Origin of the sequence: Pseudomonas sp. BF-R-01 (genome assembly GCF_019946615.1) — a bacterium.
GTDB lineage: Bacteria > Pseudomonadota > Gammaproteobacteria > Pseudomonadales > Pseudomonadaceae > Aquipseudomonas > Aquipseudomonas migulae.
Genome location: NZ_JAGYFX010000006.1, coordinates 97701 through 118861, shown reverse-complemented (window position 1 = coordinate 118861; position 21161 = coordinate 97701). Strand labels below are relative to the sequence as shown.

13 protein-coding genes are annotated in these 21161 nt (G+C 60.7%); 6 read left to right on the top strand and 7 right to left on the bottom strand.

What is annotated here, in order from left to right; all coding sequences use genetic code 11:
- Nucleotides 1–198: 198 nt before the first annotated feature.
- Nucleotides 199–414: a ribosome modulation factor gene (gene rmf, locus KGB27_RS04640; protein WP_003223300.1), complete on the bottom strand. Its 216-nt coding sequence runs from the start codon at nt 412–414 to the stop codon at nt 199–201.
- Between the two features lie 531 nt (nt 415–945).
- Here rmf and rlmKL point away from each other — a divergent pair.
- Both rlmKL and KGB27_RS04630 read left to right on the top strand, forming a co-directional pair.
- Complete coding sequence (gene rlmKL / locus KGB27_RS04635; RefSeq protein ID WP_008027386.1) at nt 946–3216, top strand: bifunctional 23S rRNA (guanine(2069)-N(7))-methyltransferase RlmK/23S rRNA (guanine(2445)-N(2))-methyltransferase RlmL; 2271 nt, start codon at nt 946–948, stop codon at nt 3214–3216.
- Nucleotides 3217–3359: 143 nt separating this feature from the next.
- A complete protein-coding gene (locus KGB27_RS04630; RefSeq protein ID WP_223553329.1) occupies nt 3360–5750 on the top strand; it encodes a GGDEF domain-containing protein in 2391 nt (796 codons plus the stop codon).
- A gap of 129 nt (nt 5751–5879) precedes the next feature.
- Here KGB27_RS04630 and dacB read toward each other — a convergent pair whose 3' ends face one another.
- A complete protein-coding gene (dacB, locus tag KGB27_RS04625) occupies nt 5880–7340 on the bottom strand; it encodes a D-alanyl-D-alanine carboxypeptidase/D-alanyl-D-alanine-endopeptidase (RefSeq protein WP_223415720.1) in 1461 nt (486 codons plus the stop codon).
- A 234-nt stretch (nt 7341–7574) separates the two neighbouring features.
- On the opposite strand from dacB, the gene KGB27_RS04620 reads away from it, so the two are divergent.
- On the top strand, nt 7575–7919 hold the full coding sequence (locus KGB27_RS04620) for a YggL family protein (protein WP_008027379.1): 345 nt from the start codon (nt 7575–7577) through the stop codon (nt 7917–7919).
- A gap of 185 nt (nt 7920–8104) precedes the next feature.
- Here KGB27_RS04620 and KGB27_RS04615 read toward each other — a convergent pair whose 3' ends face one another.
- Nucleotides 8105–9298 (bottom strand): benzoate/H(+) symporter BenE family transporter, encoded by a 1194-nt coding sequence (locus KGB27_RS04615; protein WP_223553326.1) that lies wholly within the window; start codon nt 9296–9298, stop codon nt 8105–8107.
- Nucleotides 9299–9569: 271 nt separating this feature from the next.
- Here KGB27_RS04615 and KGB27_RS04610 point away from each other — a divergent pair, with 271 nt between their 5' ends.
- Complete coding sequence (locus KGB27_RS04610) at nt 9570–10334, top strand: GntR family transcriptional regulator (protein ID WP_008027375.1); 765 nt, start codon at nt 9570–9572, stop codon at nt 10332–10334.
- Between the two features lie 154 nt (nt 10335–10488).
- On the opposite strand, the gene guaD is transcribed toward KGB27_RS04610, so the two are convergent.
- From guaD to xdhA, 4 genes are all read right to left on the bottom strand, one after another.
- Nucleotides 10489–11793, bottom strand: coding sequence for a guanine deaminase (gene guaD / locus KGB27_RS04605; protein ID WP_223553323.1), 1305 nt, complete (start codon nt 11791–11793; stop codon nt 10489–10491).
- An 8-nt stretch (nt 11794–11801) separates the two neighbouring features.
- A complete protein-coding gene (gene xdhC / locus KGB27_RS04600; RefSeq protein ID WP_223553320.1) occupies nt 11802–12647 on the bottom strand; it encodes a xanthine dehydrogenase accessory protein XdhC in 846 nt (281 codons plus the stop codon).
- A gap of 116 nt (nt 12648–12763) precedes the next feature.
- Nucleotides 12764–15163 (bottom strand): xanthine dehydrogenase molybdopterin binding subunit, encoded by a 2400-nt coding sequence (xdhB, locus tag KGB27_RS04595; RefSeq protein WP_192416913.1) that lies wholly within the window; start codon nt 15161–15163, stop codon nt 12764–12766.
- Nucleotides 15156–16610 carry a xanthine dehydrogenase small subunit gene (gene xdhA / locus KGB27_RS04590; protein WP_008037760.1) on the bottom strand — a complete coding sequence of 485 codons (1455 nt, stop codon included), beginning with the start codon at nt 16608–16610 and terminating at the stop codon, nt 15156–15158. Before xdhA ends, xdhB begins: the two co-directional genes overlap by 8 nt.
- Nucleotides 16611–16876: 266 nt before the next feature.
- On the opposite strand from xdhA, the gene KGB27_RS04585 reads away from it, so the two are divergent.
- Entirely contained in the window at nt 16877–17536 is a 660-nt protein-coding gene (locus tag KGB27_RS04585; protein WP_008037757.1) for a GntR family transcriptional regulator, read from the top strand.
- Nucleotides 17537–17538: 2 nt separating this feature from the next.
- On the top strand, nt 17539–21027 hold the full coding sequence (smc, locus tag KGB27_RS04580) for a chromosome segregation protein SMC (protein WP_192416911.1): 3489 nt from the start codon (nt 17539–17541) through the stop codon (nt 21025–21027).
- Nucleotides 21028–21161 lie beyond the last annotated feature (134 nt).

Sequence of the window (21161 nt, the reverse complement as noted above, 5' to 3'; positions counted from 1 at the left end):
GGGTCAGCGACACATGTATCGCCTGATAGGACGCCATCGCCGGCAAGCCGGCTCCTACAGGGGTTGTGTCTGGCCGAAGAGCAGGCATAAAAAAGGGCCCCTTGAAGGAGCCCCTGGGCCGAAGCCCGCCGCCCGGATGGGGCGTGCGTGGTAAGTCGTTACGTAATCAGGTTGTCGTGTCGGAGTGTGTGCCCTGTGTTAGCCGACGGCGTGAAGTTCGTTGAGTCTATGGATTCCCGCAGTGCCGGTCATACCGTCCCAGTTGTCGCCGCGTCCTTCTCGCCAGCCGTTAATCCAGGCTTGGCGTACTGACGGTAGAGTAAATGGGCAAAGCTCACGGGATTTGCCACCAACGCCATATTGATATCCGCGCAAAAATGCTCTTTCCAACGGATCACGCTTAAGTCTTCTCATAGGGTGTTGCCCTCACTTGTTGACTGTATGTATCGCGTTGACCTCAATCGAGGTCTGGCAGAAATGTCTGCCGTTGGGGGGCTCGCTGCCGGCGTGGCGAGCCAAGGTGTTGACGTCCGTTGTGGCGCCAACCTGTATTGAGTTCTAACCAATGCGTCACATCGAGGGAATGATCGTTTTGTCATAAGGACGTAACCATAAAGATGCTATGGCCATAAGTAACACGATGTTTGTCCCGTGTTTATTAGCCAAAGCCCTGTATGATCGGCCCCCCGCAGGATGATGGGGTTAATCCTTTAGTGAGAATGCCTCGCGTTGGTCTCGGGCATTATTCGACGAAGGGTCGAGTTATGACATTTTGTTGCATCAACTTTTTTATCTGCCCGTGCATCTAAGCTCTTCTAACCTGAGCAGCACGGGTGGGACGGCACACCTTCGTGCCACGCGGGCGCTCTTTTAGAAAAGCGCCTGATTGAAAACCGGGCCGGCAATGCGTTGTCGGTTCACTTAGCCAAAGGCTCTGAAATTCCAATGTCCGATCAATTCGAAATCTTCCTCACTTGCCCCAAAGGCCTCGAAGGCCTGCTCATCGAGGAAGCCGTCGGGCTTGGCCTTGAAGAAGCGCGTGAGCACACCTCTGCCGTGCGCGGCATGGCGACCATGGAAACCGCTTATCGCCTGTGCCTGTGGTCGCGTCTGGCGAACCGGGTGCTGCTGGTGCTCAAGCGTTTCCCGATGAAGGACGCCGAAGACCTGTATCACGGCGTGCTCGATATCGAGTGGCAAGACCACATGCTCAACGACGGCACCCTGGCCGTCGAGTTCAGCGGTCACGGTTCGGGCATCGATAACACGCACTTCGGCGCCCTGAAAGTCAAAGACGCCATCGTCGACAAACTGCGTACCCCGCAGGGCGACCGTCCGTCCATCGACAAGCTCAACCCGGACCTGCGCATTCACCTGCGCCTGGACCGTGGCGAAGCGATCCTGTCCCTCGACCTCTCCGGGCACAGCCTGCACCAGCGCGGTTACCGCCTGCAGCAAGGCGCGGCGCCGCTGAAGGAAAACCTCGCGGCCGCCATCCTGATCCGTTCCGGCTGGCCGCGCATTGCTGCCGACGGCGGCGCGCTGGCTGACCCGATGTGCGGTGTTGGTACGTTCCTCGTCGAAGCGGCGATGATCGCCGCCGATATGGCACCGAACCTGCGTCGCGAGCAGTGGGGCTTCACCGCGTGGCTTGGCCACGTGCCGGCGCTGTGGAAAAAACTTCACGAAGAAGCCACCGAGCGCGCTGCGGCCGGTCTGGCCAAGCCACCGCTGTGGATTCGCGGTTACGAAGCCGACCCGCGCCTGATTCAACCGGGCCGCAACAACGTCGAGCGTGCCGGCCTGAGCGAGTGGATCAAGATCTACCAGGGCGAAGTCGGCACCTTCGAGCCGCGTCCGGACCAGAACCAGAAAGGTCTGGTGATCTGCAACCCACCGTACGGCGAGCGTCTGGGCGACGAGGCGAGCTTGCTCTACCTCTACCAGAACCTCGGCGAGCGTCTGCGTCAGGCCTGCCTGAACTGGGAAGCGGCGGTGTTCACCGGCGCGCCGGACCTGGGCAAGCGCATGGGCATCCGCAGCCACAAACAGTATTCGTTCTGGAACGGCGCGTTGCCGTGCAAGCTGCTGCTGATCAAGGTCACGCCGGATCAGTTCGTCACCGGCGAGCGTCGCACCCCGGAACAGCGTCAGGTCGAGCGCGAACAGGCGGAATACGATCAGGCGCCGAACGAGCCGCAGGAACGCCAGTACAACAAAAACGGTAACCCGATCAAACCGGCCGCGGCACCCGCTCCGGTGATCGAGCAACCGCGTTTGAGCGAAGGCGGGCAAATGTTTGCCAACCGCCTGCAAAAGAACCTCAAGGCGCTGGGCAAGTGGGTCAAGCGTGAAGGCATCGACTGCTATCGCGTCTACGATGCCGACATGCCGGAATACTCGATGGCCATCGACCTGTATCAGGATTGGGTCCACGTCCAGGAATACGCCGCGCCGAAATCCATCGACCCGGAAAAAGCCTCGGCGCGCATGTTCGATGCTCTGGCAGCCATTCCACAGGCGTTGAACATCGACAAGAACCGCGTAGTGGTCAAGCGTCGCGAGCGTCAGAGCGGCACCAAGCAGTACGAACGCCAGGCGGCGCAAGGCAAGTTCGTCGAGGTCAACGAAGGCGGCGTGAAGCTGCTGGTCAACCTCACCGACTACCTCGACACCGGGCTGTTCCTCGACCACCGGCCAATGCGCATGCGCATCCAGAAAGAGGCGGCCGGCAAGCGCTTCCTCAATCTGTATTGCTACACCGCGACGGCCAGCGTCCACGCAGCCAAGGGCGGCGCGCGCAGCACCACCAGCGTCGACTTGTCGAAAACCTACCTCGACTGGGCGCGTCGCAACCTGTCGCTGAACGGTTTCTCCGACAAGAACCGTCTGGAGCAGAGCGACGTGATGGTCTGGCTGGATGCCTGCCGTGACGAGTTCGACCTGATCTTCATCGACCCGCCGACCTTCTCCAACTCCAAGCGCATGGAAGGGATCTTCGACGTGCAGCGCGATCAGGTGCAGTTGATCGACCTGGCCATGGCGCGACTGGCGCCGGGTGGCGTGTTGTACTTCTCCAACAACTTCCGCAAGTTCGCGCTCGAGGAAAACCTCACCGAGCGTTACGCGGTCGAGGAGATCACGACCCAGACCATCGATCCGGACTTCGCCCGCAACGGCAAGATCCACCGGGCCTGGAAAATCACTGCGCGTTGACAGTTTTTTGCATTGGATCCACAGAGCCTTGATTTTTAAAGGCTCTTGGCTTCTTTCAGTGCTGGTCAAATTGATGGCTAATAGCTATAACTCATCGCATGGCCAATGGGCTTTTCCGGCACCTGGCGTTTTGAGTTGCCTCTATGTCGTTGCACGCCGTGCGCCCAAAGATCCTGGGTTTTATCAGTGAAGACGTCTCGGCCTGGCTGGTCGCGCTGTTTGTATTGGTCGTCGGCGGGGTTCTCACCGGGTTGCTCGCCTGGTCGACCCTGAATCTGTTTCACCAACAATTGCGGCAACGTTTCCAACTGCTGGCCAGTGAACGTTACAGCCGTATCGAAGAACGCTTCGAAGATCAGGAGCAGCGCCTCGATGGCCTGCGCCGGTTCTTTGTCAATTCCGATTCGGTTGCCCGCGAGGAATTCGACGGTTACACCCAACCTTTGCTGCACCGGACTCAGGCCTATTCGTTCGCCCTGCGGGTCAGCCGTGCCGAGCGGGCGGAGTTTGAGCGTCGGGTGCGGAAAGAGGGGGTACCCGATTTCAACATTCGTGAGCTCAATGCCGACGGTCAGCTGCAATTGGCGGCGGAGCGCGATGAGTATGTCGCGGTGCTGTACAGCCAGACCCAGAGCAAGCTCGGCTCACCGTTGGGCTACGATCTGGCCGCGCAGCCCCTGCGCCGTGCCACCCTGGACCGGGCGGACCAGCATGGCCAGATGGCGGTGTCGCAGCCGATGCATCTTGTCGCTATCGAGCCGGCTTATGCACGGGGCGTGTTGCTGGTGGCGCCGGTCATGCCACGCAAAAGTCCAGACACGAAACCTTACGGTTATGTGATGGCGGTGATCAGCATGCGGCAGTTGCTGGCCGATGGCTTGCCGGAAGCGGGCCGTGATTATCTGTCAGTGCGAATCCTCGACCTGTCCATCGACGATCAGCACGAAGTGCTTTACGAATCGCCCAACGGCCCTGCCGTCAGTGAGTTGTCCGCGACCCGGCTGCTGCGGCTGGCCGACCATGACTATCAGGTCGACATCCAGCCCAGCGAGGCCTTCCTGCAAGCCAACCACTCTTCGGTCAGCAGCCTGGTGGTGCTGGGCGGGTTGCTCAGTCTGCTGCTCAGCTCACTGCTTTATGTGTTGGTCAGTCAGCGGCAACGTGCGCTGAAAATGGTCGAGCAGCGGACCCAGGAGTTGCGCGCCCGAGAGCAGGAGCTGCGCGGTACCCATGGTCAACTGCGTGGCGTATTGAATGCCGCGACCCAGGTGGCGATCATCGCCACCGACCTGCGCGGCGTCATCAGCACGTTCAACGCCGGGGCGGAGCAGATGCTCGGCTACTCAAGCGTGGAAGTGGTGGGGCACATGACCCTGGAAAACCTGCACCTGCCCCGGGAACTTGCCGCGCGTTCGGCCGAGTTGAGTGCACGTTATGGCAAACCGATTCCGACCTGCCAGGCGATGTTGGTCGAGGGCGGCGAGGAGGGCGGTCACGAGGCGCGGGAGTGGACGCTGGTGCGTGGCGATGGCAGCCATTTGACGGTGAACATGCTGGCGACCCCGGTGCTCGACGAGCAAGGTTTGTGGGTCGGGCACCTGGCGATCTGCATCGACGTCACCGAGCGCAAGCGCGTGTATGAAGCGCTCGCCGCACGGGATTTGCTCTTGAAGAAACTCAGCGCCCATGTGCCCGGCGGGATTTACCAGTTCAAGATGGAATTCGACGGGCGCTTCAGTGTGATCTACGCCAGCGACGGCATCCGCGATATCTACGAGCTCGAGCCGGATGTCTTGTTGCTCAATGCCGAAGCGATTTTCACCCGGATTCACCCCCAGGACACCACCCGGGTCCGCGCTTCGATCCGGGCGTCGGCGGACACGCTCAGCCCGTGGCGCGAAGAGTACCGCGTGCAGTTGCCAACGCGAGGGGTACGCTGGGTCCGTGGCGAAGCGACCCCGGAGGAACTGCCCGGCGGCGGCGTGCTCTGGCATGGCTATATCTCGGACATCTCCGACCTCAAGCGCGTCGAAGAAGAGCTGCGGGCGCTGTCGATCACCGACTCGCTGACCGGGATCCACAACCGGCGCTACTTCCAGGAGCGCCTGACCACCGAGATGGTTCGTGTGGAACGCGGTGGCGGCGAGTTGTCGGTGATCATGCTCGACATCGACCATTTCAAACGCATCAATGACCAGCATGGCCACGCCGTGGGTGATCGGGTGTTGCAGGCGGTGTGCGAGCGCATCGGCAATCGCCTGCGTCGCACCGATGTGTTCTGTCGCCTGGGCGGTGAAGAGTTCATGGTGCTCTGCCCGGACATCGATGGCGAACAAGCCTATGGGCTGGCGCTGGAGTTGTGGCAGGGCTTGCGCAGTTCACCGATCGACGATGTCGGGGTCGTCACGGCGAGTTTCGGCATTGCCAGTTGGCGCGTCGACGAGGGCGCGGATGCGTTGCTGCTGCGGGCGGACTCGGGGGTGTATGCGGCGAAACAGGCGGGACGGGATCGGGTTCAGGGGGAGTTGGGTTAAGTCGGGGCTACACACAACCCCCTGTGGGAGCTAGCCTGCTAGCGATAGCGGTGTGTCAGTCAATACATGTGCCGACTGACACACCGCTATCGCTAGCAGGCTAGCTCCCACATTGGATTTGAGGTGTGCTTACAACACTGAAGCGGTATCCGGCAGTTTCGGCTGGCGATACAGGTCCAGCAGCACCTGATCCAGCACCGACGATGCGCCAAACGGGGCCTTGTCGTTGAGGATCGCCACCACCGCCCAGGTGTTGCCATTGACGTCGCGGCTGAAGCCGGAGATCGCGCGGACGGTGTTCAGGGTGCCGGTCTTGACGTGGGCTTCGCCGCGCATCGCGGTGGTCTTCAGGCGTTTGCGCATGGTGCCGTCGGTGCCGGCAATCGGCATCGAACTGATGAACTCGGCAGCGTACGGGCTATGCCACGCGGCTTGCAGCATCGCCGCCATTTCACGGGCGCTCACGCGTTCTGCGCGGGACAGGCCGGAACCGTTTTCCATCACCAGGTGCGGCGCGGTAATGCCTTTCTTCGCCAGCCACTGACGCACCACGCGCTGGGCCGCTTTTGCGTCATCGGCGTCGGCGTCGGTGCGGAATTTCTGGCCCAGGCTCAGGAACAGCTGCTGCGCCATGGTGTTGTTACTGTATTTATTGATGTCGCGGATGACTTCCGCCAGGTCCGGCGAGAAGGCGCGAGCCAGGACCTTGGCGTCTTTCGGCGTGGGCGCCAGAACGTCCCTGCCCTGAATGCTGCCGCCCAGTTCCTTCCAGATCGCCCGGACGGCACCGGCGGTGTACGTCGCGTGGTCGAGCAGCGACAGGTAAGTCTGCGAGCTGCAGCCGTCGCCCAACTGCCCGCCGACGGTCACGGTGACGCTGCCGTCGGCCTGGGTTACCGGGTTGTAACGCACGCCACCGGTGCATTGCTTGCCGTTGACGGCCTTGACCTGGTTTTCGATGCGGATGCTGGCAATCGGCGGCTCTACCGAGATCAGCACACGGCCGTTGTCGTTGCGCGCGACGAAGCGCAGGGCCTTGAGGTTGACCAGCAGCGAATCGGGTTTGACCAGGAACGGTTTGTTCTCGTCATTGCCGTCATCGTTGAACTCCGGCAGTTGCGGTTGCACGAAGAAGCCACGATCCAGCACCAGGTCGCCGGTGACTTGCGTCACGCCGTTGGCCCGCAGGTCGCGCATCAGCAGCCAGAGTTTTTCCATGTTCAGCTTCGGATCGCCGCCACCCTTGAGGTAGAGGTTGCCGTTGAGAATGCCGCCGCTGAGGGTGCCGTCGGTGTAGAACTCGGTTTTCCACTGGTGGTTCGGGCCGAGCATTTCCAGCGCTGCATAGGTGGTCACCAGTTTCATGGTGGACGCCGGGTTGACCGAAACGTCAGCGTTGAAAATGGTCGGGGTGCCAGGACCGTTGAGCGGGATCATCACCAGCGACAGGGCGTTGTCCTGCAGCTTGCTGGCCTTGAGGGCTTTTTCGACGTTGGGCGACAGCGCAGTGTTGATGGTGGCGGCGGAAACGGGGAGGGCCAGCGGGAGAAGAAGACTGGCCAGCAGCAGTGGACGCAAAGATTTGATCATCTGAAATAAAACCCTACAGCCGAGGGGAAAAAAGACGAGGGCATGAAGATAATTTCCCTCAGTGGTCATGAAAGTGTCGGCATTATGCCCCAAGGTGTAGCGGCTTGTGCCGTGCCCGCGCCTTCTAATCCGCTATTTTTTTACCGGCGGTAACGCGTTGCGCCCAGAGAGTCGGGCAATTGGCGGCTTAAACTGCTAAAGTGCCGCCCGTTATTACTTATGAGGATTGTTCCAATGGCGACTAACCGTTCCCAGCGTCTGCGCAAAAAACTGTGCGTCGATGAATTTCAAGAGCTGGGTTTCGAGCTGAACCTGGATTTCAAAGAAGATTTGGCTGATGAAGCCATTGATGCTTTCCTCGACGCGTTCCTGAAAGAAGCCATGGAAGCCAACGGTCTGGGCTATGTTGGCGGCGACGACTTCGGTCTGGTTTGCCTGCAGAAACGTGGCTCGGTGTCCGAAGAGCAGCGTGCAGCTGTTGAAGCCTGGCTCAAAGGCCGCAGCGAACTGACTGAAGTCACCGTCAGCCCGCTGATCGACGTCTGGTACCCGGAAAAGCCGATCAATCCGGTAGCTTGATGTCATAAAAGAAGCGGCGACCCAAGGGTCGCCGTTTTTTTATGCCTGTCAGAAACCACCGCCCGCTCCCCTGTGGGAGCGAGCCTGCTCGCGATGGACTTCAGAGCACCGCGGGGTATCAGATTCCCCGCGTAATCGTTAACGTCCATCGCGAGCAGGCTCGCTCCTACAGGGGACTGTGTGTATCAAGCAGCCTTGCGCCAATTCAGAATCACCAGCGTCAACACCCCCGCCACAATCCCCCAGAACGCCGAACCCACGGAAAACAGCGTCAACCCCGACGCCGTGACCATAAAGGTGATCAGCGCCGCTTCGCGTTCCTTCACTTCGGCCATCGCAATGCTCAAGCCATTGATGATCGAGCCGAACAACGCCAGCGCCGCAATCGACAGCACCAGTTCTTTGGGCAGCGCGGCAAACAACGCCGCCAGCGTCGCGCCGAATACCCCGGCGATCCCGTAGAAAACCCCGCACCACACGGCGGCCGTGTAACGCTTGTTGCGGTCTTCGTGGGCATGCGGCCCGGTGCAGATCGCCGCGCTGATGGCGGCCAGGTTGATCCCGTGGGAACCGAACGGCGCCAGCAGCAGCGAGGCGATGCCCGTCGTAGTAATCAGCGGCGAGGCCGGCACGGTGTAACCGTCGGCGCGCAGCACGGCAATGCCCGGCATGTTCTGCGAGGTCATCGCCACCACGAACAGCGGAATGCCGATGCTGATGGTCGCGGCCAGGGAGAAGTGCGGCGTGGTCCAGACCGGCGTCGCCACTTCCAGGTGAAACGCGCTGAAATCCAGCAGCCCCATGACCCCTGACAGCGCCGTACCGATCAGTAGCGCAGCGAGTACCGCGTAGCGCGGCGACAGGCGCTTGACCACCAGGTAGGTGAAAAACATACCCAGCACCAGCGCGGTGCGATGTTGAGCGGCGACGAAAATTTCGCTGCCGATCTTGAACAGAATCCCGGCCAGCAACGCGGCGGCCAATGAGGCTGGAATCTTCTTCACCAGGCGTTCGAAGCTGCCGGTCAAGCCACACACGGTGACCAGCACCGCGCAGGTCATGTAGGCGCCAATGGCTTCGCCGTAGCTCACGCCGCCCAGGCTGGTGATCAGCAACGCCGCGCCGGGTGTCGACCACGCGATGGTGATCGGCGTGCGATAACGCAGGGACAGGCCAATCGAACACACCGCCATGCCAATGGAAATCGCCCAGATCCACGACGAAATCTGCCCGCTGGTCAGGCCTGCCGCTTGCCCGGCCTGGAACATCAGCACCAGGGAGCTGGTGTAGCCGGTCATCATCGCGATGAACCCGGCGACGATGGCGGAAGGGGACGTGTCCGCCAATGGGCGGAGCTGCGTGTGCGTGGCGTCGTTCATGACAACGGTGTTCCTTAATACGTACGAAAATACCCAAAGCAACACAAAACCCAATGTAGGAGCGCATTGGGCTGCGGATTCTGCGGATAAGCCTAAACTCAAACGTAAGCAATCGTTGCGATACAGCAAAGGCGACAAACAGCCGTACAGTCGTGTTGCCACCATCCATTGTGTACAATCGCGGTGTTTTTTACGCGATACTTGCCAGCGACCCACTGTGCCGTATTACAGTCACGGTCAATTCGCCGCAGTTCTCCCGACTCGAGTGCCCATGAACGAACAGTTGCAACCCCTCAAGAAACAACCGCGAGCAGGCAAAGCCGGCCGCAGCGGTACCCAGGACGATATTGTCTACGCGCATATCTTCGAGGCCATCCTCGAACAGCGCCTGGCGCCCGGCACCAAGTTGAGCGAAGAAGCGCTGGGGGAAATTTTCGGGGTCAGTCGCACCATCATTCGCCGCGCGCTGTCGCGCCTGGCCCATGAAGGCGTCGTGCTGTTGCGGCCGAATCGCGGCGCCGTGGTTGCCAGCCCGAGTGTCGAGGAGGCGCGCCAGGTGTTCCTCGCCCGGCGTCTGGTCGAGCGCGCGATCACTGAACTGGCCGTGCAGCACGCCACCGCCGAGCAGATCGCCGAATTGCGGCAGATGGTCAACGACGAGCGCGACAGCTTCTCTCGTGGCGATCGCGGTGCCGGCATTCGTCTGTCGGGCGAATTCCACCTGAAACTGGCCGAAGCGGCGAAGAATGCACCGCTGATCAGCTTCCAGCGCAGCCTGGTGTCCCAGACTTCGTTGATCATCGCGCAGTACGAAAGCGGTAACCGTTCGCACTGTTCCTATGACGAACACACCCAACTGATCGACGCGATCGAAGCGCGCAACGGTGAGCTGGCGGTGAACCTGATGATGCATCACATGGACCACATCGACAGCAAACTCAACCTCGACGAAGAAAGCGCGTCGGATGATTTGCATGCGGTGTTCTCGCATTTGTTGCAGACCAAGAAGCCAGGGCGTTCGCCAGCGAAAATCTGATATACCGAGTTGCTGCCTTCGCGGGCAAGCCTCGCTCCTACGGGGTTTACGCTGTACCTGTAGGAGCGAGGCTTGCCCGCGAAGGCGACCTCAAGGCCAATAAAAATCCCCCGCAACCATCGATTGCGGGGGATTTTTTTATGCCCGAAAAACCCTATCGCTGATGCACCTGATTCCCCGCCGCATACGTCTGCAACACCGTCCGGTCATCCCCCAGCGTCATCAACACAAACAACGTCTCGGCAATGTTGTTCGCCTGCTTCAAGCGGTAGCTCAGCAACGGCGTGGCGTTGTAATCCAGCACCAGGAAGTCCGCGTCGGTGCCCGGTTGCAGTGTGCCGATCTTGTCTTCCAGCCGCAGTGCCCGTGCGCCGCCCAGCGTCGCCAGGTACAACGATTTGAACGGGCTCAGTCGTGCCCCTTGAAGTTGCATGACCTTGTACGCCTCGTTCAACGTTTGTAGCAGCGAGAAACTGGTGCCGCCACCCACATCGGTGCCGATGCCGACATTGAGTTTGTGCTTCTCGGCCATCGGCAGGTTGAACAGGCCGCTGCCGAGGAAGAAGTTCGAAGTCGGGCAGAACGAGATGGCCGAGCCGGTTTCTGCCAATCGCGCGCATTCGTCATCGCACAGGTGCACACCGTGGGCGAAGACCGAGCGCTCGCCGAGCAACTGGTAGTGATCGTAGACGTCCAGGTAGCCTTTGCGCTCCGGGAACAGTTCCTTGACCCACTCGATTTCCTTGAGGTTTTCGCTGATGTGGGTCTGCATGTACAGGTCCGGATATTCATTCAGCAACTGACCGGCGAGGGTCAGTTGTTCCGGGGTGCTGGTCGGGGCGAAACGCGGCGTGACGGCGTAGTGCAAGCGACCCTTGCCGTGCCAGCGCTCGATCAGCGCCTTGCTTTCGACGTAGCTGGATTCGGCGGTGTCGGTCAGGTAGTCCGGCGCGTTGCGGTCCATCATCACCTTGCCGGCGATCATCCGCAGGTCCAGCTGTTCAGCCGCTTCGAAGAACGAGTTCACCGATTGCGGGTGCACGCTGCCGAACACCAGCGCAGTGGTGGTGCCGTTGCGCAGCAGTTCCTTGATGAAAATGTCTGCGACTTCGTCGGCGTGAGTCTTGTCGGCGAACTGGCTTTCACACGGGAAGGTGTAAGTGTTGAGCCAGTCCAGCAACTGCTCGCCGTAGGCGCCGACCATGCCGGTTTGCGGCAAATGGATGTGGGTGTCGATGAAACCGGGGGTGATCAGCGCGTCCTGATAATGAGTGATCTCGATATCGGCGGGCAGGGTTGGCAGCAATTCGCTGGCGTGACCGAGCGCGCTGATCTGGCCGTTATCGACCACCAGCAAACCGTCTTCGAAATACTCGTACGAGGCTTCGATCCCCACTTCAGCGGGGTCGGCGATGCTGTGCAGGATGGCGGCGCGGTAGGCTTTGCGAGTCAGAGGCATGGGCGTTCTCAATTAGAGGCTTGGCTGCGGCGTGAAGCAGGCAGCAATTTGGCAATCGACGATCCGGCGCTGGCGGTGTGCTGGCCGAAATTCGCGTTATAGGTGGCGATGATTTCGCCGGCGATGGAGATGGCGATTTCCACAGGCAATTTGCCTTTGACTTCGCCGAGGCCCATCGGGCAGCGCATGCGTTGCAGCACGCTGTTGTCAAAACCACGGTCGCGCAGGCGATGTTCGAACTTCACCCGTTTGGTTTTCGAACCGATCAGGCCGAAGTAGGCGAAGTCGTTGCGCTTGAGGATCGCGGCGGTGAGTTCGAGGTCGAGCTGGTGGTTGTGGGTCATGACGATGCAGTAGCTGCCGGCGGGCAGGTCATCGATTTCATCCACCGGCTCTTCGGCGACGATTTTGCGCACGCCGTGGGGGATCTGTTCAGGGAATTCATCTTCCCGCGAATCGATCCAGCGCACCCGGCAGGGCAGGCTGGCGAGCAGCGGCACCAGTGCGCGACCGACATGGCCGGCGCCGAACACGGCGATCTGCGCCTGGACCTGGCCCATCGGTTCGAACAGCAGCACGGTCACGCCGCCGCAGCACTGGCCGAGGCTGGCGCCGAGGCTGAAGCGCTCCAGGTGCGTGTCCTGCTTGCCGCTGGCGAGCATTTCGCGGCCGATCTGCATGGCCTTGTATTCCAGATGCCCGCCACCGATGGTGTCGAAGGTCTGGCTGGCGCTGATGACCATTTTCGAACCGGCATTGCGCGGCGTCGAGCCGAGCTCTTCGATGATGGTCACCAACACGCAGGGTTCACCGCGGTTTTGCAGGTCGGCGAGGGCGTCGATCCAGTTGTACATATTCACCTCAACATTTCTGTTGTCTATCCGGGCCTCATCGCTAGCAGGCTAGCTCCCACAGTTGATCGCATTCCCCTGTGGGAGCTAGCCTGCTAGCGATTGGCCGCGCCTCGGTCTTAGAGCGAAGCCAACTCGGTTTCAGTTTCAACGGCCTTCGCCGCCTTCAACTGCCGCATCTGCTCACAGCCCCACAACACCCGCTCCGGCGTCGCCGGCGCATCGATTTTCGGTTGATGTTTGTAATCACCCAGACTCGCCACGGCGTCCTTGATCGCACACCACGACGCGATGCCGAGCATGAACGGCGGCTCGCCCACAGCCTTGGAATGGAACACCGTGTCTTCCGGGTTCTTGCGGTTTTCCACCAGCTTCACCCGCAGGTCCAGCGGCATGTCGGCCACCGCCGGAATCTTGTAGCTCGCCGGGCCGTTGGTCATCAGTTTGCCCTTGGCATTCCAGACCAGTTCTTCCATGGTCAGCCAGCCCATGCCCTGGATGAAACCGCCCTCGACCTGACCGATGTCGATGGCCGGGTTCAGCGAGGCGCCGACGTCGTGGAGAATGTCGGTGCGCAGCATTTTGTACTCGCCGGTCAGCGTATCGACGATCACTTCGCAGCACGCCGCGCCGAACGCGTAGTAGTAGAACGGCCGACCACGTGCCTGGCTGCGGTCGTAGAAGATTTTCGGGGTCTTGTAGAAGCCGGTGCTCGACAGCGAGACCTGAGCGAAATACGCCTGCTGGATCAGCGCTTCGAACGTCAGGATGTGATCGCGAACCCGCACATGACCGTTGTGGAATTCCACGTCTTCTTCGCTGACCTTGTACTGGCGCGCAGCAAATTCCACCAGGCGTTTCTTGATGATTTCTGCCGCGTTTTGCGCAGCTTTGCCGTTCAAGTCAGCACCGCTGGAGGCGGCGGTCGGCGAGGTGTTCGGCACCTTGTCGGTGTTGGTCGCGGTGATCTGCACGCGGTCCATTTCCACCTGGAACACTTCGGCCACGACCTGCGCGACTTTGGTGTTCAAGCCCTGGCCCATTTCCGTGCCGCCGTGGTTCAGGTGGATGCTGCCGTCGGTGTAGACGTGCACCAGCGCACCGGCCTGGTTGAGGAAACTGGCGGTGAAGGAAATACCGAATTTCACCGGGGTCAGCGCCAGGCCTTTTTTCAGGATCGGGCTGTTGGCGTTGTAGCGGCGAATCGCTTCGCGGCGCTCGGCGTACTGGCTGCTTTCTTCCAGTTCGGCGGTCATTTCCTCGAGCATGTTGTGCTCGACGGTCTGGTAGTAATGGGTGACGTTGCGCTCGGTCTTGCCGTAGTAGTTGGCCTTGCGCACCGCCAGCGGGTCGAGGGCCAGATGCCGGGCAATCGCGTCCATCACTTCTTCGATGGCGACCATGCCTTGCGGGCCGCCGAAGCCACGGTAAGCGGTGTTCGACGCGGTGTTGGTCTTGCAGCGGTGACCGTTGATTGTTGCATCGCCGAGGTAGTACGAGTTGTCGGCGTGGAACATCGCACGGTCGACAATCGAGTTCGACAGGTCCGGCGAGCAGCCGCAGTTACCCGCCAGTTCCAGCTGGATGCCGTGCAGGCGCCCGCTGTCGTCAAAGCCCACGTCGTACTCGACATAGAACGGGTGACGCTTGCCGGTCATCAGCATGTCTTCGACACGCGGCAAGCGCATTTTGGTCGGTTGGCCGGTCAGGTGCGCAATCACCGCGCACAGGCAGGCCGGGCTCGCTGCCTGGGTTTCCTTACCACCAAAACCACCGCCCATGCGGCGCATGTCAACGACGATTTTGTTCATCGACACGTCCAGCACTTCCGCCACCAGTTTCTGCACTTCGGTGGGGTTCTGCGTGGAGCAGTAGACGATCATCCCGCCGTCTTCGGTGGGCATTACCGACGAGATCTGCGTTTCGAGGTAGAAGTGCTCCTGGCCGCCAATGTGCAGCGTGCCCTGGATACGATTTTTCGCTGTCGTCAACGCGCCCGCTGAATCACCACGTTCATGGGTGTGACTGTCCAGCACGAAATGCTTCTTGCGAAAGGCCTCGACCACGTCCAGCACCGGTTCCAGGTCTTCGTATTCGATCACTGCGGCCATGGCGGCTTTGCGTGCGGTCTCCAAGTCACGAGCGGCAACGGCCAGTACCACCTGACCGACGAACTGCACGGTGTCGATGGCCAGCAACGGATCACCGGGCATCAGCGGGCCGATGTCTTTCAGCCCCGGCACGTCTTCGTGGGTGATGGCGATGCGCACGCCTTCGAAGGCGTAGCAAGGCTTGGTGTCGATGCTGATGATTTTAGCGTGGGCGCGGTCCGACAGCCGTGCGTAAACGTGCAGCTGGTTCGGAAACTCCAGGCGGTCGTCGATGTACTGCGCTTCACCGGACACGTGCTTGGCAGCGCTGTCGTGCTTGACGCTGCGGCCGACGCCGGTGGTCAGGTCCTTGGCGAACAGTTCAGCCAGTTCGGCTTGGGTCTTCTCTACAGCGTGATGATTAGACATAAGCGGTCACCCGAGTCTCGATGTGCGGCGTTTGCAGTTCAATGAAGTATTTGCGCAGCAGGTTTTGTGCACTGAGCAGGCGGTATTCCTTGCTGGCGCGGAAGTCCGAGAGCGGCGTGAAATCTTCGGCCAGTGCGGCGCAGGCGCGTTCGACGGTGGCGTTGTTGAACGGTGAACCGAGTAACACGGCTTCGCAGTTGGCGGCGCGTTTGGGGATGGCAGCCATGCCGCCGAAGGCAACGCGTGCGTCGGCGATCACACCGTTTTCCAGGCGGATGTTGAAGGCGGCGCAAACGGCGGAAATGTCATCGTCCAGACGCTTGGAAACCTTGTACGCACGGAACAGTTGTTCGGCGCTGGCACGCGGCACGATGATCTTCTCGATGAACTCGCTTTCCTGACGCGCCGTGACGCGGTAATCGATGAAGTAATCTTCCAGGGCCAGGGTGCGGCGGGTTTCGCCCTTGCACAGCACAATCTGCGCGCCCAAGGCGATCAGCAGCGGTGGCGAGTCACCGATCGGCGAGGCGTTGCCAATGTTGCCGCCGAGGGTGCCCTGGTTGCGGATCTGCAACGAAGCGAAGCGATGCAGCAATTCGCCGAAGTCCGGGTACTCGGCGTTCAAGGCTTCATAGCAATCGGAGAGGGCGGTGGCGGCGCCGATTTCCAGGCGATCGTCAAAGCGTTCGATGCGCTTCATCTCGGCGACGTTGCCGACGTAAATCATCACCGGCAGCGTGCGGTGGAACTGCGTGACTTCCAGCGCCAGGTCCGTACCGCCGGCCAGTAGCCGGGCCTGTGGATAAGCGTCGTAGAGGTCGGCCAGATCGGCGACGGTCAGCGGCACCAGGCAGCGCTTGTCGCCGCTGTTGAGTTCGCCGATATCGGTCGGCGCGATGGCCTTCAGACGTGCAATGGTCTCGGCTTCGCGAGCGTCGAATTGATCGGGTTGCTTGCCGCAGCAGGATTGCTCGGCAGCTTGCAGAATCGGCCGATAGCCGGTGCAGCGGCAGAGGTTGCCGGCCAGTGCTTCGTGCGCTTTATGCGAGTCCGGTTGTTCGCTGTTCTTTTGCAGCGCGAACAGCGACATCACGAAACCGGGGGTGCAGAAGCCGCATTGCGAGCCGTGGCACTCGACCATGGCTTTCTGCACGCTGTGCAGTTCGCCTTGGTGCTTGAGGTCTTCGACGCTGATCAGTTGTTTGCCATGCAGCGACGAAACGAACGTCAGGCACGAGTTGAGGCTGCGATAGCGAATGTGTTCGCGGCCATCGTCATCCGTTTGCAACTCGCCGACCACCACGGTGCAGGCGCCGCAGTCACCGCTGGCGCAACCTTCTTTGGTGCCGGGTTTGCCCACATGGTCGCGCAGATAATTGAGCACGGTCAGGTTTGGGTCCAGGGCGTGCTCGCTACGGAGTTCCTGGTTAAGTAAAAACTGGATCACGGAAGGCCTCGCAGACTCATTATTGTTGTTAACCGACTTGGACCGAATTTATCAGGTCTGACTTTGCGGTCAATGATTTTCTGACTTAAAGGTCAGGAAATAGCATTTTGTCGATCAACGACTCGTTCCTTCATTATTGACCCTTGCGGGTTAGCCTGCTTTTTGCGGGATTCGTGCCAAAAACCGCCGAGTGGGCACTCCGCCATGACCCCTCATGTGCGCTACACTGCGCCGCTTGTACAGATCGAAGAATTTGAAGGACACCCATGACGTTCAAGGCGCCGGACAGCCTCGCCGAGCAAATTGCTCACCACCTCGCCGAACGCATCATTCGTGGCGAAATGAAGCCCGGGGAGCGCATCCAGGAACAGAAGGTCACGCTGGCCCTCAATGTCAGCCGCGGCTCGGTCCGCGAAGCCTTGCTGATCCTCGAGCGTCGCCACCTGATCGCGATCCTGCCGCGACGCGGCGCGCATGTGACCGAACTCACCGCCCACAAGGTGCAGAGCCTGTGCGCGCTGATGGGCGAGATGTACATCCTGCTCGCCAATGCCGTGGCCACTGGCTGGCAAGTCCAGGCCGACCTGGCGCCGTTCGTGCAGATCCAGCAGCGCCTGACCGCGAGCTACGAGCGCCAGGACATCCATGCCTTCGTCGACGACAGTTTCAATGTGATGCGCGCCACGTACGGGTTTGCCAACAACCCGTACTTGCAGGAAACCGTCGAGAATCTGCAACCGGCCATGAGCCGTGCGTACTTCCTCGCCCTGGAGCAGCGCAAGGCCTCGATGAGCGAGTATCTGGAACTGTTCGAACGCTTGCTCGCGGCCGTGATCGCCCGTGACCATGCGCTGATTCGCACCGTGCTGACCGCGTATTGCCAGCGCAGTTGCGATCTGGTGATTTCTGCCCTGACGGACGCTTAAGCGTGCGGCTCAAGTGCATCAAGCTGGCGGGGTTCAAATCCTTCGTCGATCCGACCACGGTGAACTTCCCCAGTAACATGGCGGCGGTGGTCGGGCCCAATGGCTGCGGCAAATCGAACATCATCGACGCCGTGCGCTGGGTGATGGGCGAGAGCTCGGCCAAGAACTTGCGCGGCGAGTCGATGACCGACGTCATCTTCAACGGTTCGACCAGCCGTAAACCGGTGAGCCAGGCCAGCATCGAGCTGGTGTTCGACAACACCGACGGCACCCTGCTTGGCGAATACGCCGCCTATGCGGAAATTTCCATTCGCCGCAAAGTGACCCGCGACAGCCAGACCACCTATTACCTCAACGGCACCAAGTGCCGTCGCCGCGATATCACCGACATCTTCCTCGGTACCGGCCTGGGCCCGCGCAGCTACTCGATCATCGAGCAGGGGATGATCTCCAAGCTGATCGAGTCCAAGCCCGAAGACTTGCGCAACTTCATTGAAGAAGCGGCGGGCATCTCCAAGTACAAGGAGCGCCGGCGCGAGACCGAAAACCGCATTCGTCGCACCCACGAAAACCTGGAGCGCCTGACGGACCTGCGCGAAGAGCTGACGCGTCAGCTTGAACGCCTGCATCGCCAGGCGGAAGCGGCCAAGAAGTATCAGGAATACAAGGGTGAGGAGCGTCAACTCAAGGCGCAACTGTCGGCCCTGCGCTGGCAGGCCTTGAACGAACAGGTCGGTCAACGCGAAGCGATCATTGGCACCCAGGAAGTCACGTTCGAAGCGCTGGTGGCCGAGCAGCGCAACGCCGACGCAAGCATCGAACGTTTTCGCGACGGGCACCATGACCTGTCGGAGCGCTTCAATCTGGTGCAAGGGCGTTTCTATTCGGTCGGTGGCGACATCGCCCGGGTCGAGCAGAGCATCCAGCACGGTCAGCAGCGCTTGCGTCAGCTGCAAGACGATCTGAAAGAAGCCGAGCGCGCGCGTCTGGAAACCGAGTCGCATCTGGGCCACGACCGCACGTTGCTGCTGACCCTCGGCGAAGAGCTGGACATGCTCACGCCGGAGCAGGAAGTCACCAGCGCCGCCGCCGAAGAAGCCGCCGCCGCGCTGGAAGAATCCGAAACCACCATGCACGGCTGGCAGGAGCAGTGGGACACGTTCAACCTGACCGCCGCCGAACCGCGTCGCCAGTCCGAAGTCCAGCAGTCACGCATCCAGCAGCTGGAAACCAGCATGGAGCGTTTGGCTGATCGTCAGAAGCGCCTCGGCGAAGAACGCGCCTTGCTTTCGGCGGACCCGGAAGACGCGGCGATCATGGAGCTCAGCGAGCAGTTGGCCGCTTCAGAGGCCACGCTCGAAGACTTGCAGGCCAGCGAAGAAGCGCAGGTCGAGCGACTTGAGCAACTGCGTCAGGAATTGCAGCAAGCGTTGTCGGCGCAGCAACAGGCGCAGGGCGATTTGCAGCGTCTCAATGGCCGTCTCGCCTCGCTTGAAGCCTTGCAGCAAGCGGCGCTCGATCCGGGCACCGGCACCGCTGAATGGCTGCGCGAGCAACACCTGGCGGACCGTCCACGCCTGGCCGAAGGCCTCAAGGTTGAAGCCGGTTGGGAGCTGGCGGTGGAAACCGTGCTCGGTGCCGATCTGCAAGCGGTGCTGGTGGACGATTTCGGCGGTTTCGACCTGGCCGGTTTTGCCCAAGGCGATTTGCGATTGCTCAGCCCCGCCAGCGATGGCGTGCGCGTGCCCGGCAGCTTGCTCGACAAGGTCGAGGCGCAGATCGATCTGTCGCCGTGGCTGGGGCAGGTCAAACCGGTTGAAAACCTCGAACAGGCCTTGGCAATGCGCAGTCAGTTGAGCGCCGGTCAGAGCCTGATCAGCCGCGATGGATACTGGGTCGGCCGGCACTTTTTACGGGTGCGCCGCGCCAGCGAAGCGGAAAGTGGCGTGCTGGCTCGCGGTCAGGAAATCCAGCGTCTGAGCAGCGAGCGCGAAGAGCGCGAGGCCACGGTCGAAACCCTCGAAACCCAACTTCAGAATCTGCGGGCGCAGCAGCGTCAACAGGAAAACGGTCGCGAACATTTGCGCCGTTTGCTGCAGGACGAAGCGCGTCAGCAAGGTGAATTGAAAGCCCAGTTGTCCGCCGGCAAAGCCAAGGTCGAGCAACTGACCTTGCGCCGTACGCGGCTCGATGAAGAGCTCACCGAACTGGCCGAGCAGCGCGCGCTGGAACACGAAAACATCGGCGAAGCGCGCCTGCAATTGCAGGAAGCCCTCGACGCCATGGCACTGGACACCGAGCAGCGTGAGCTGCTACTGGCCCAGCGCGACAGCCTGCGCGAGCGCCTTGACCGCGTGCGTCAGGAAGCCCGGCAGCACAAGGATCACGCGCATCAACTGGCGGTGCGTCTGGGTTCGCTCAAGGCGCAACACGACTCGACGCGTCAGGCGCTGGAACGGTTGGAAATGCAGTCCGAGCGCCTGACCGAAAAACGCGAACAACTCAGCCTCAATCTGGAGGAGGGCGAGGCGCCGCTGGAAGAGCTGCGCCTGAAGCTCGAAGAGTTGCTCGACAAGCGCATGACCGTCGACGAAGAACTCAAGACCGCACAGATTGCCCTCGAAGACGCCGACCGCGAATTGCGTGACGCCGAAAAACGCCGCCACCAGGCCGAGCAGCAATCGCAGTTGATTCGTGGCCAGATGGAAACGCAGCGCATGGAATGGCAAGCCCTGACCGTGCGCCGCAAGACCCTGGAAGATCAGTTGCTGGAAGACGGCTACGACCTGCACGGCGTACTCGCCACGCTGACGACCGAAGCCAGCGAGAAGGACGCTGAAGAGGAACTCGAACGCATTGCCGCACGCATTCAGCGCCTCGGCGCGATCAACCTCGCGGCCATCGACGAATATCAGCAACAATCCGAGCGTAAACGTTATCTGGATGCGCAGAACGACGATCTGGTCGAAGCGCTGGACACCCTCGAGAACGTGATTCGCAAGATCGACAAGGAAACCCGCAACCGCTTCAAGGATACCTTTGATCAGATCAATGGCGGTTTACAGGCGCTTTTCCCAAAAGTTTTCGGTGGAGGGCGCGCGTATTTGGAACTGACGGGCGAAGATCTACTCGATACAGGGGTGACGATCATGGCGCAGCCGCCCGGAAAGAAGAACAGCACCATCCATTTGCTCTCCGGTGGCGAAAAAGCCCTGACCGCATTGGCTCTGGTTTTTGCGATCTTCAAGTTGAATCCGGCGCCGTTCTGCATGCTCGATGAAGTTGACGCGCCGCTGGATGACGCTAACGTTGGACGCTACGCCCGGCTGGTGAAAGAGATGTCGCAGACGGTGCAGTTCATCTATATCACCCACAACAAGATCGCCATGGAAATGGCCGATCAATTGATGGGGGTGACGATGCACGAACCGGGTTGCTCGCGTCTGGTGGCAGTGGATGTCGAGGAGGCGATGGCGATGGTGGATGCCTGAGTCGGCGTCTGTAGGTTGAGTATTTTTTGTCCGTAGGACTTATTTACCTTCCTTGACTTGCTGGCCAATCGACATATTCGCGCAAGCCATTGTGACAGACGGTGTAAAGTTGCCTTTGGTCGTGCTAGTTTAAT

What these genes read in the sequence shown, in the direction of transcription:
- KGB27_RS04620 (WP_008027379.1), top strand. Translation starts at nt 7,575, where the DNA reads ATGGCGACTAACCGTTCCCAGCGTCTGCGCAAAAAACTGTGCGTCGAT.
- xdhC (WP_223553320.1), bottom strand. Translation starts at nt 12,647, where the DNA reads ATGTACAACTGGATCGACGCCCTCGCCGACCTGCAAAACCGCGGTGAA.
- KGB27_RS04585 (WP_008037757.1), top strand. Translation starts at nt 16,877, where the DNA reads ATGACGTTCAAGGCGCCGGACAGCCTCGCCGAGCAAATTGCTCACCAC.
- xdhB (WP_192416913.1), bottom strand. Translation starts at nt 15,163, where the DNA reads ATGTCTAATCATCACGCTGTAGAGAAGACCCAAGCCGAACTGGCTGAA.
- KGB27_RS04615 (WP_223553326.1), bottom strand. Translation starts at nt 9,298, where the DNA reads ATGAACGACGCCACGCACACGCAGCTCCGCCCATTGGCGGACACGTCC.
- KGB27_RS04610 (WP_008027375.1), top strand. Translation starts at nt 9,570, where the DNA reads ATGAACGAACAGTTGCAACCCCTCAAGAAACAACCGCGAGCAGGCAAA.
- guaD (WP_223553323.1), bottom strand. Translation starts at nt 11,793, where the DNA reads ATGCCTCTGACTCGCAAAGCCTACCGCGCCGCCATCCTGCACAGCATC.
- rlmKL (WP_008027386.1), top strand. Translation starts at nt 946, where the DNA reads ATGTCCGATCAATTCGAAATCTTCCTCACTTGCCCCAAAGGCCTCGAA.
- rmf (WP_003223300.1), bottom strand. Translation starts at nt 414, where the DNA reads ATGAGAAGACTTAAGCGTGATCCGTTGGAAAGAGCATTTTTGCGCGGA.
- KGB27_RS04630 (WP_223553329.1), top strand. Translation starts at nt 3,360, where the DNA reads ATGTCGTTGCACGCCGTGCGCCCAAAGATCCTGGGTTTTATCAGTGAA.
- dacB (WP_223415720.1), bottom strand. Translation starts at nt 7,340, where the DNA reads ATGATCAAATCTTTGCGTCCACTGCTGCTGGCCAGTCTTCTTCTCCCG.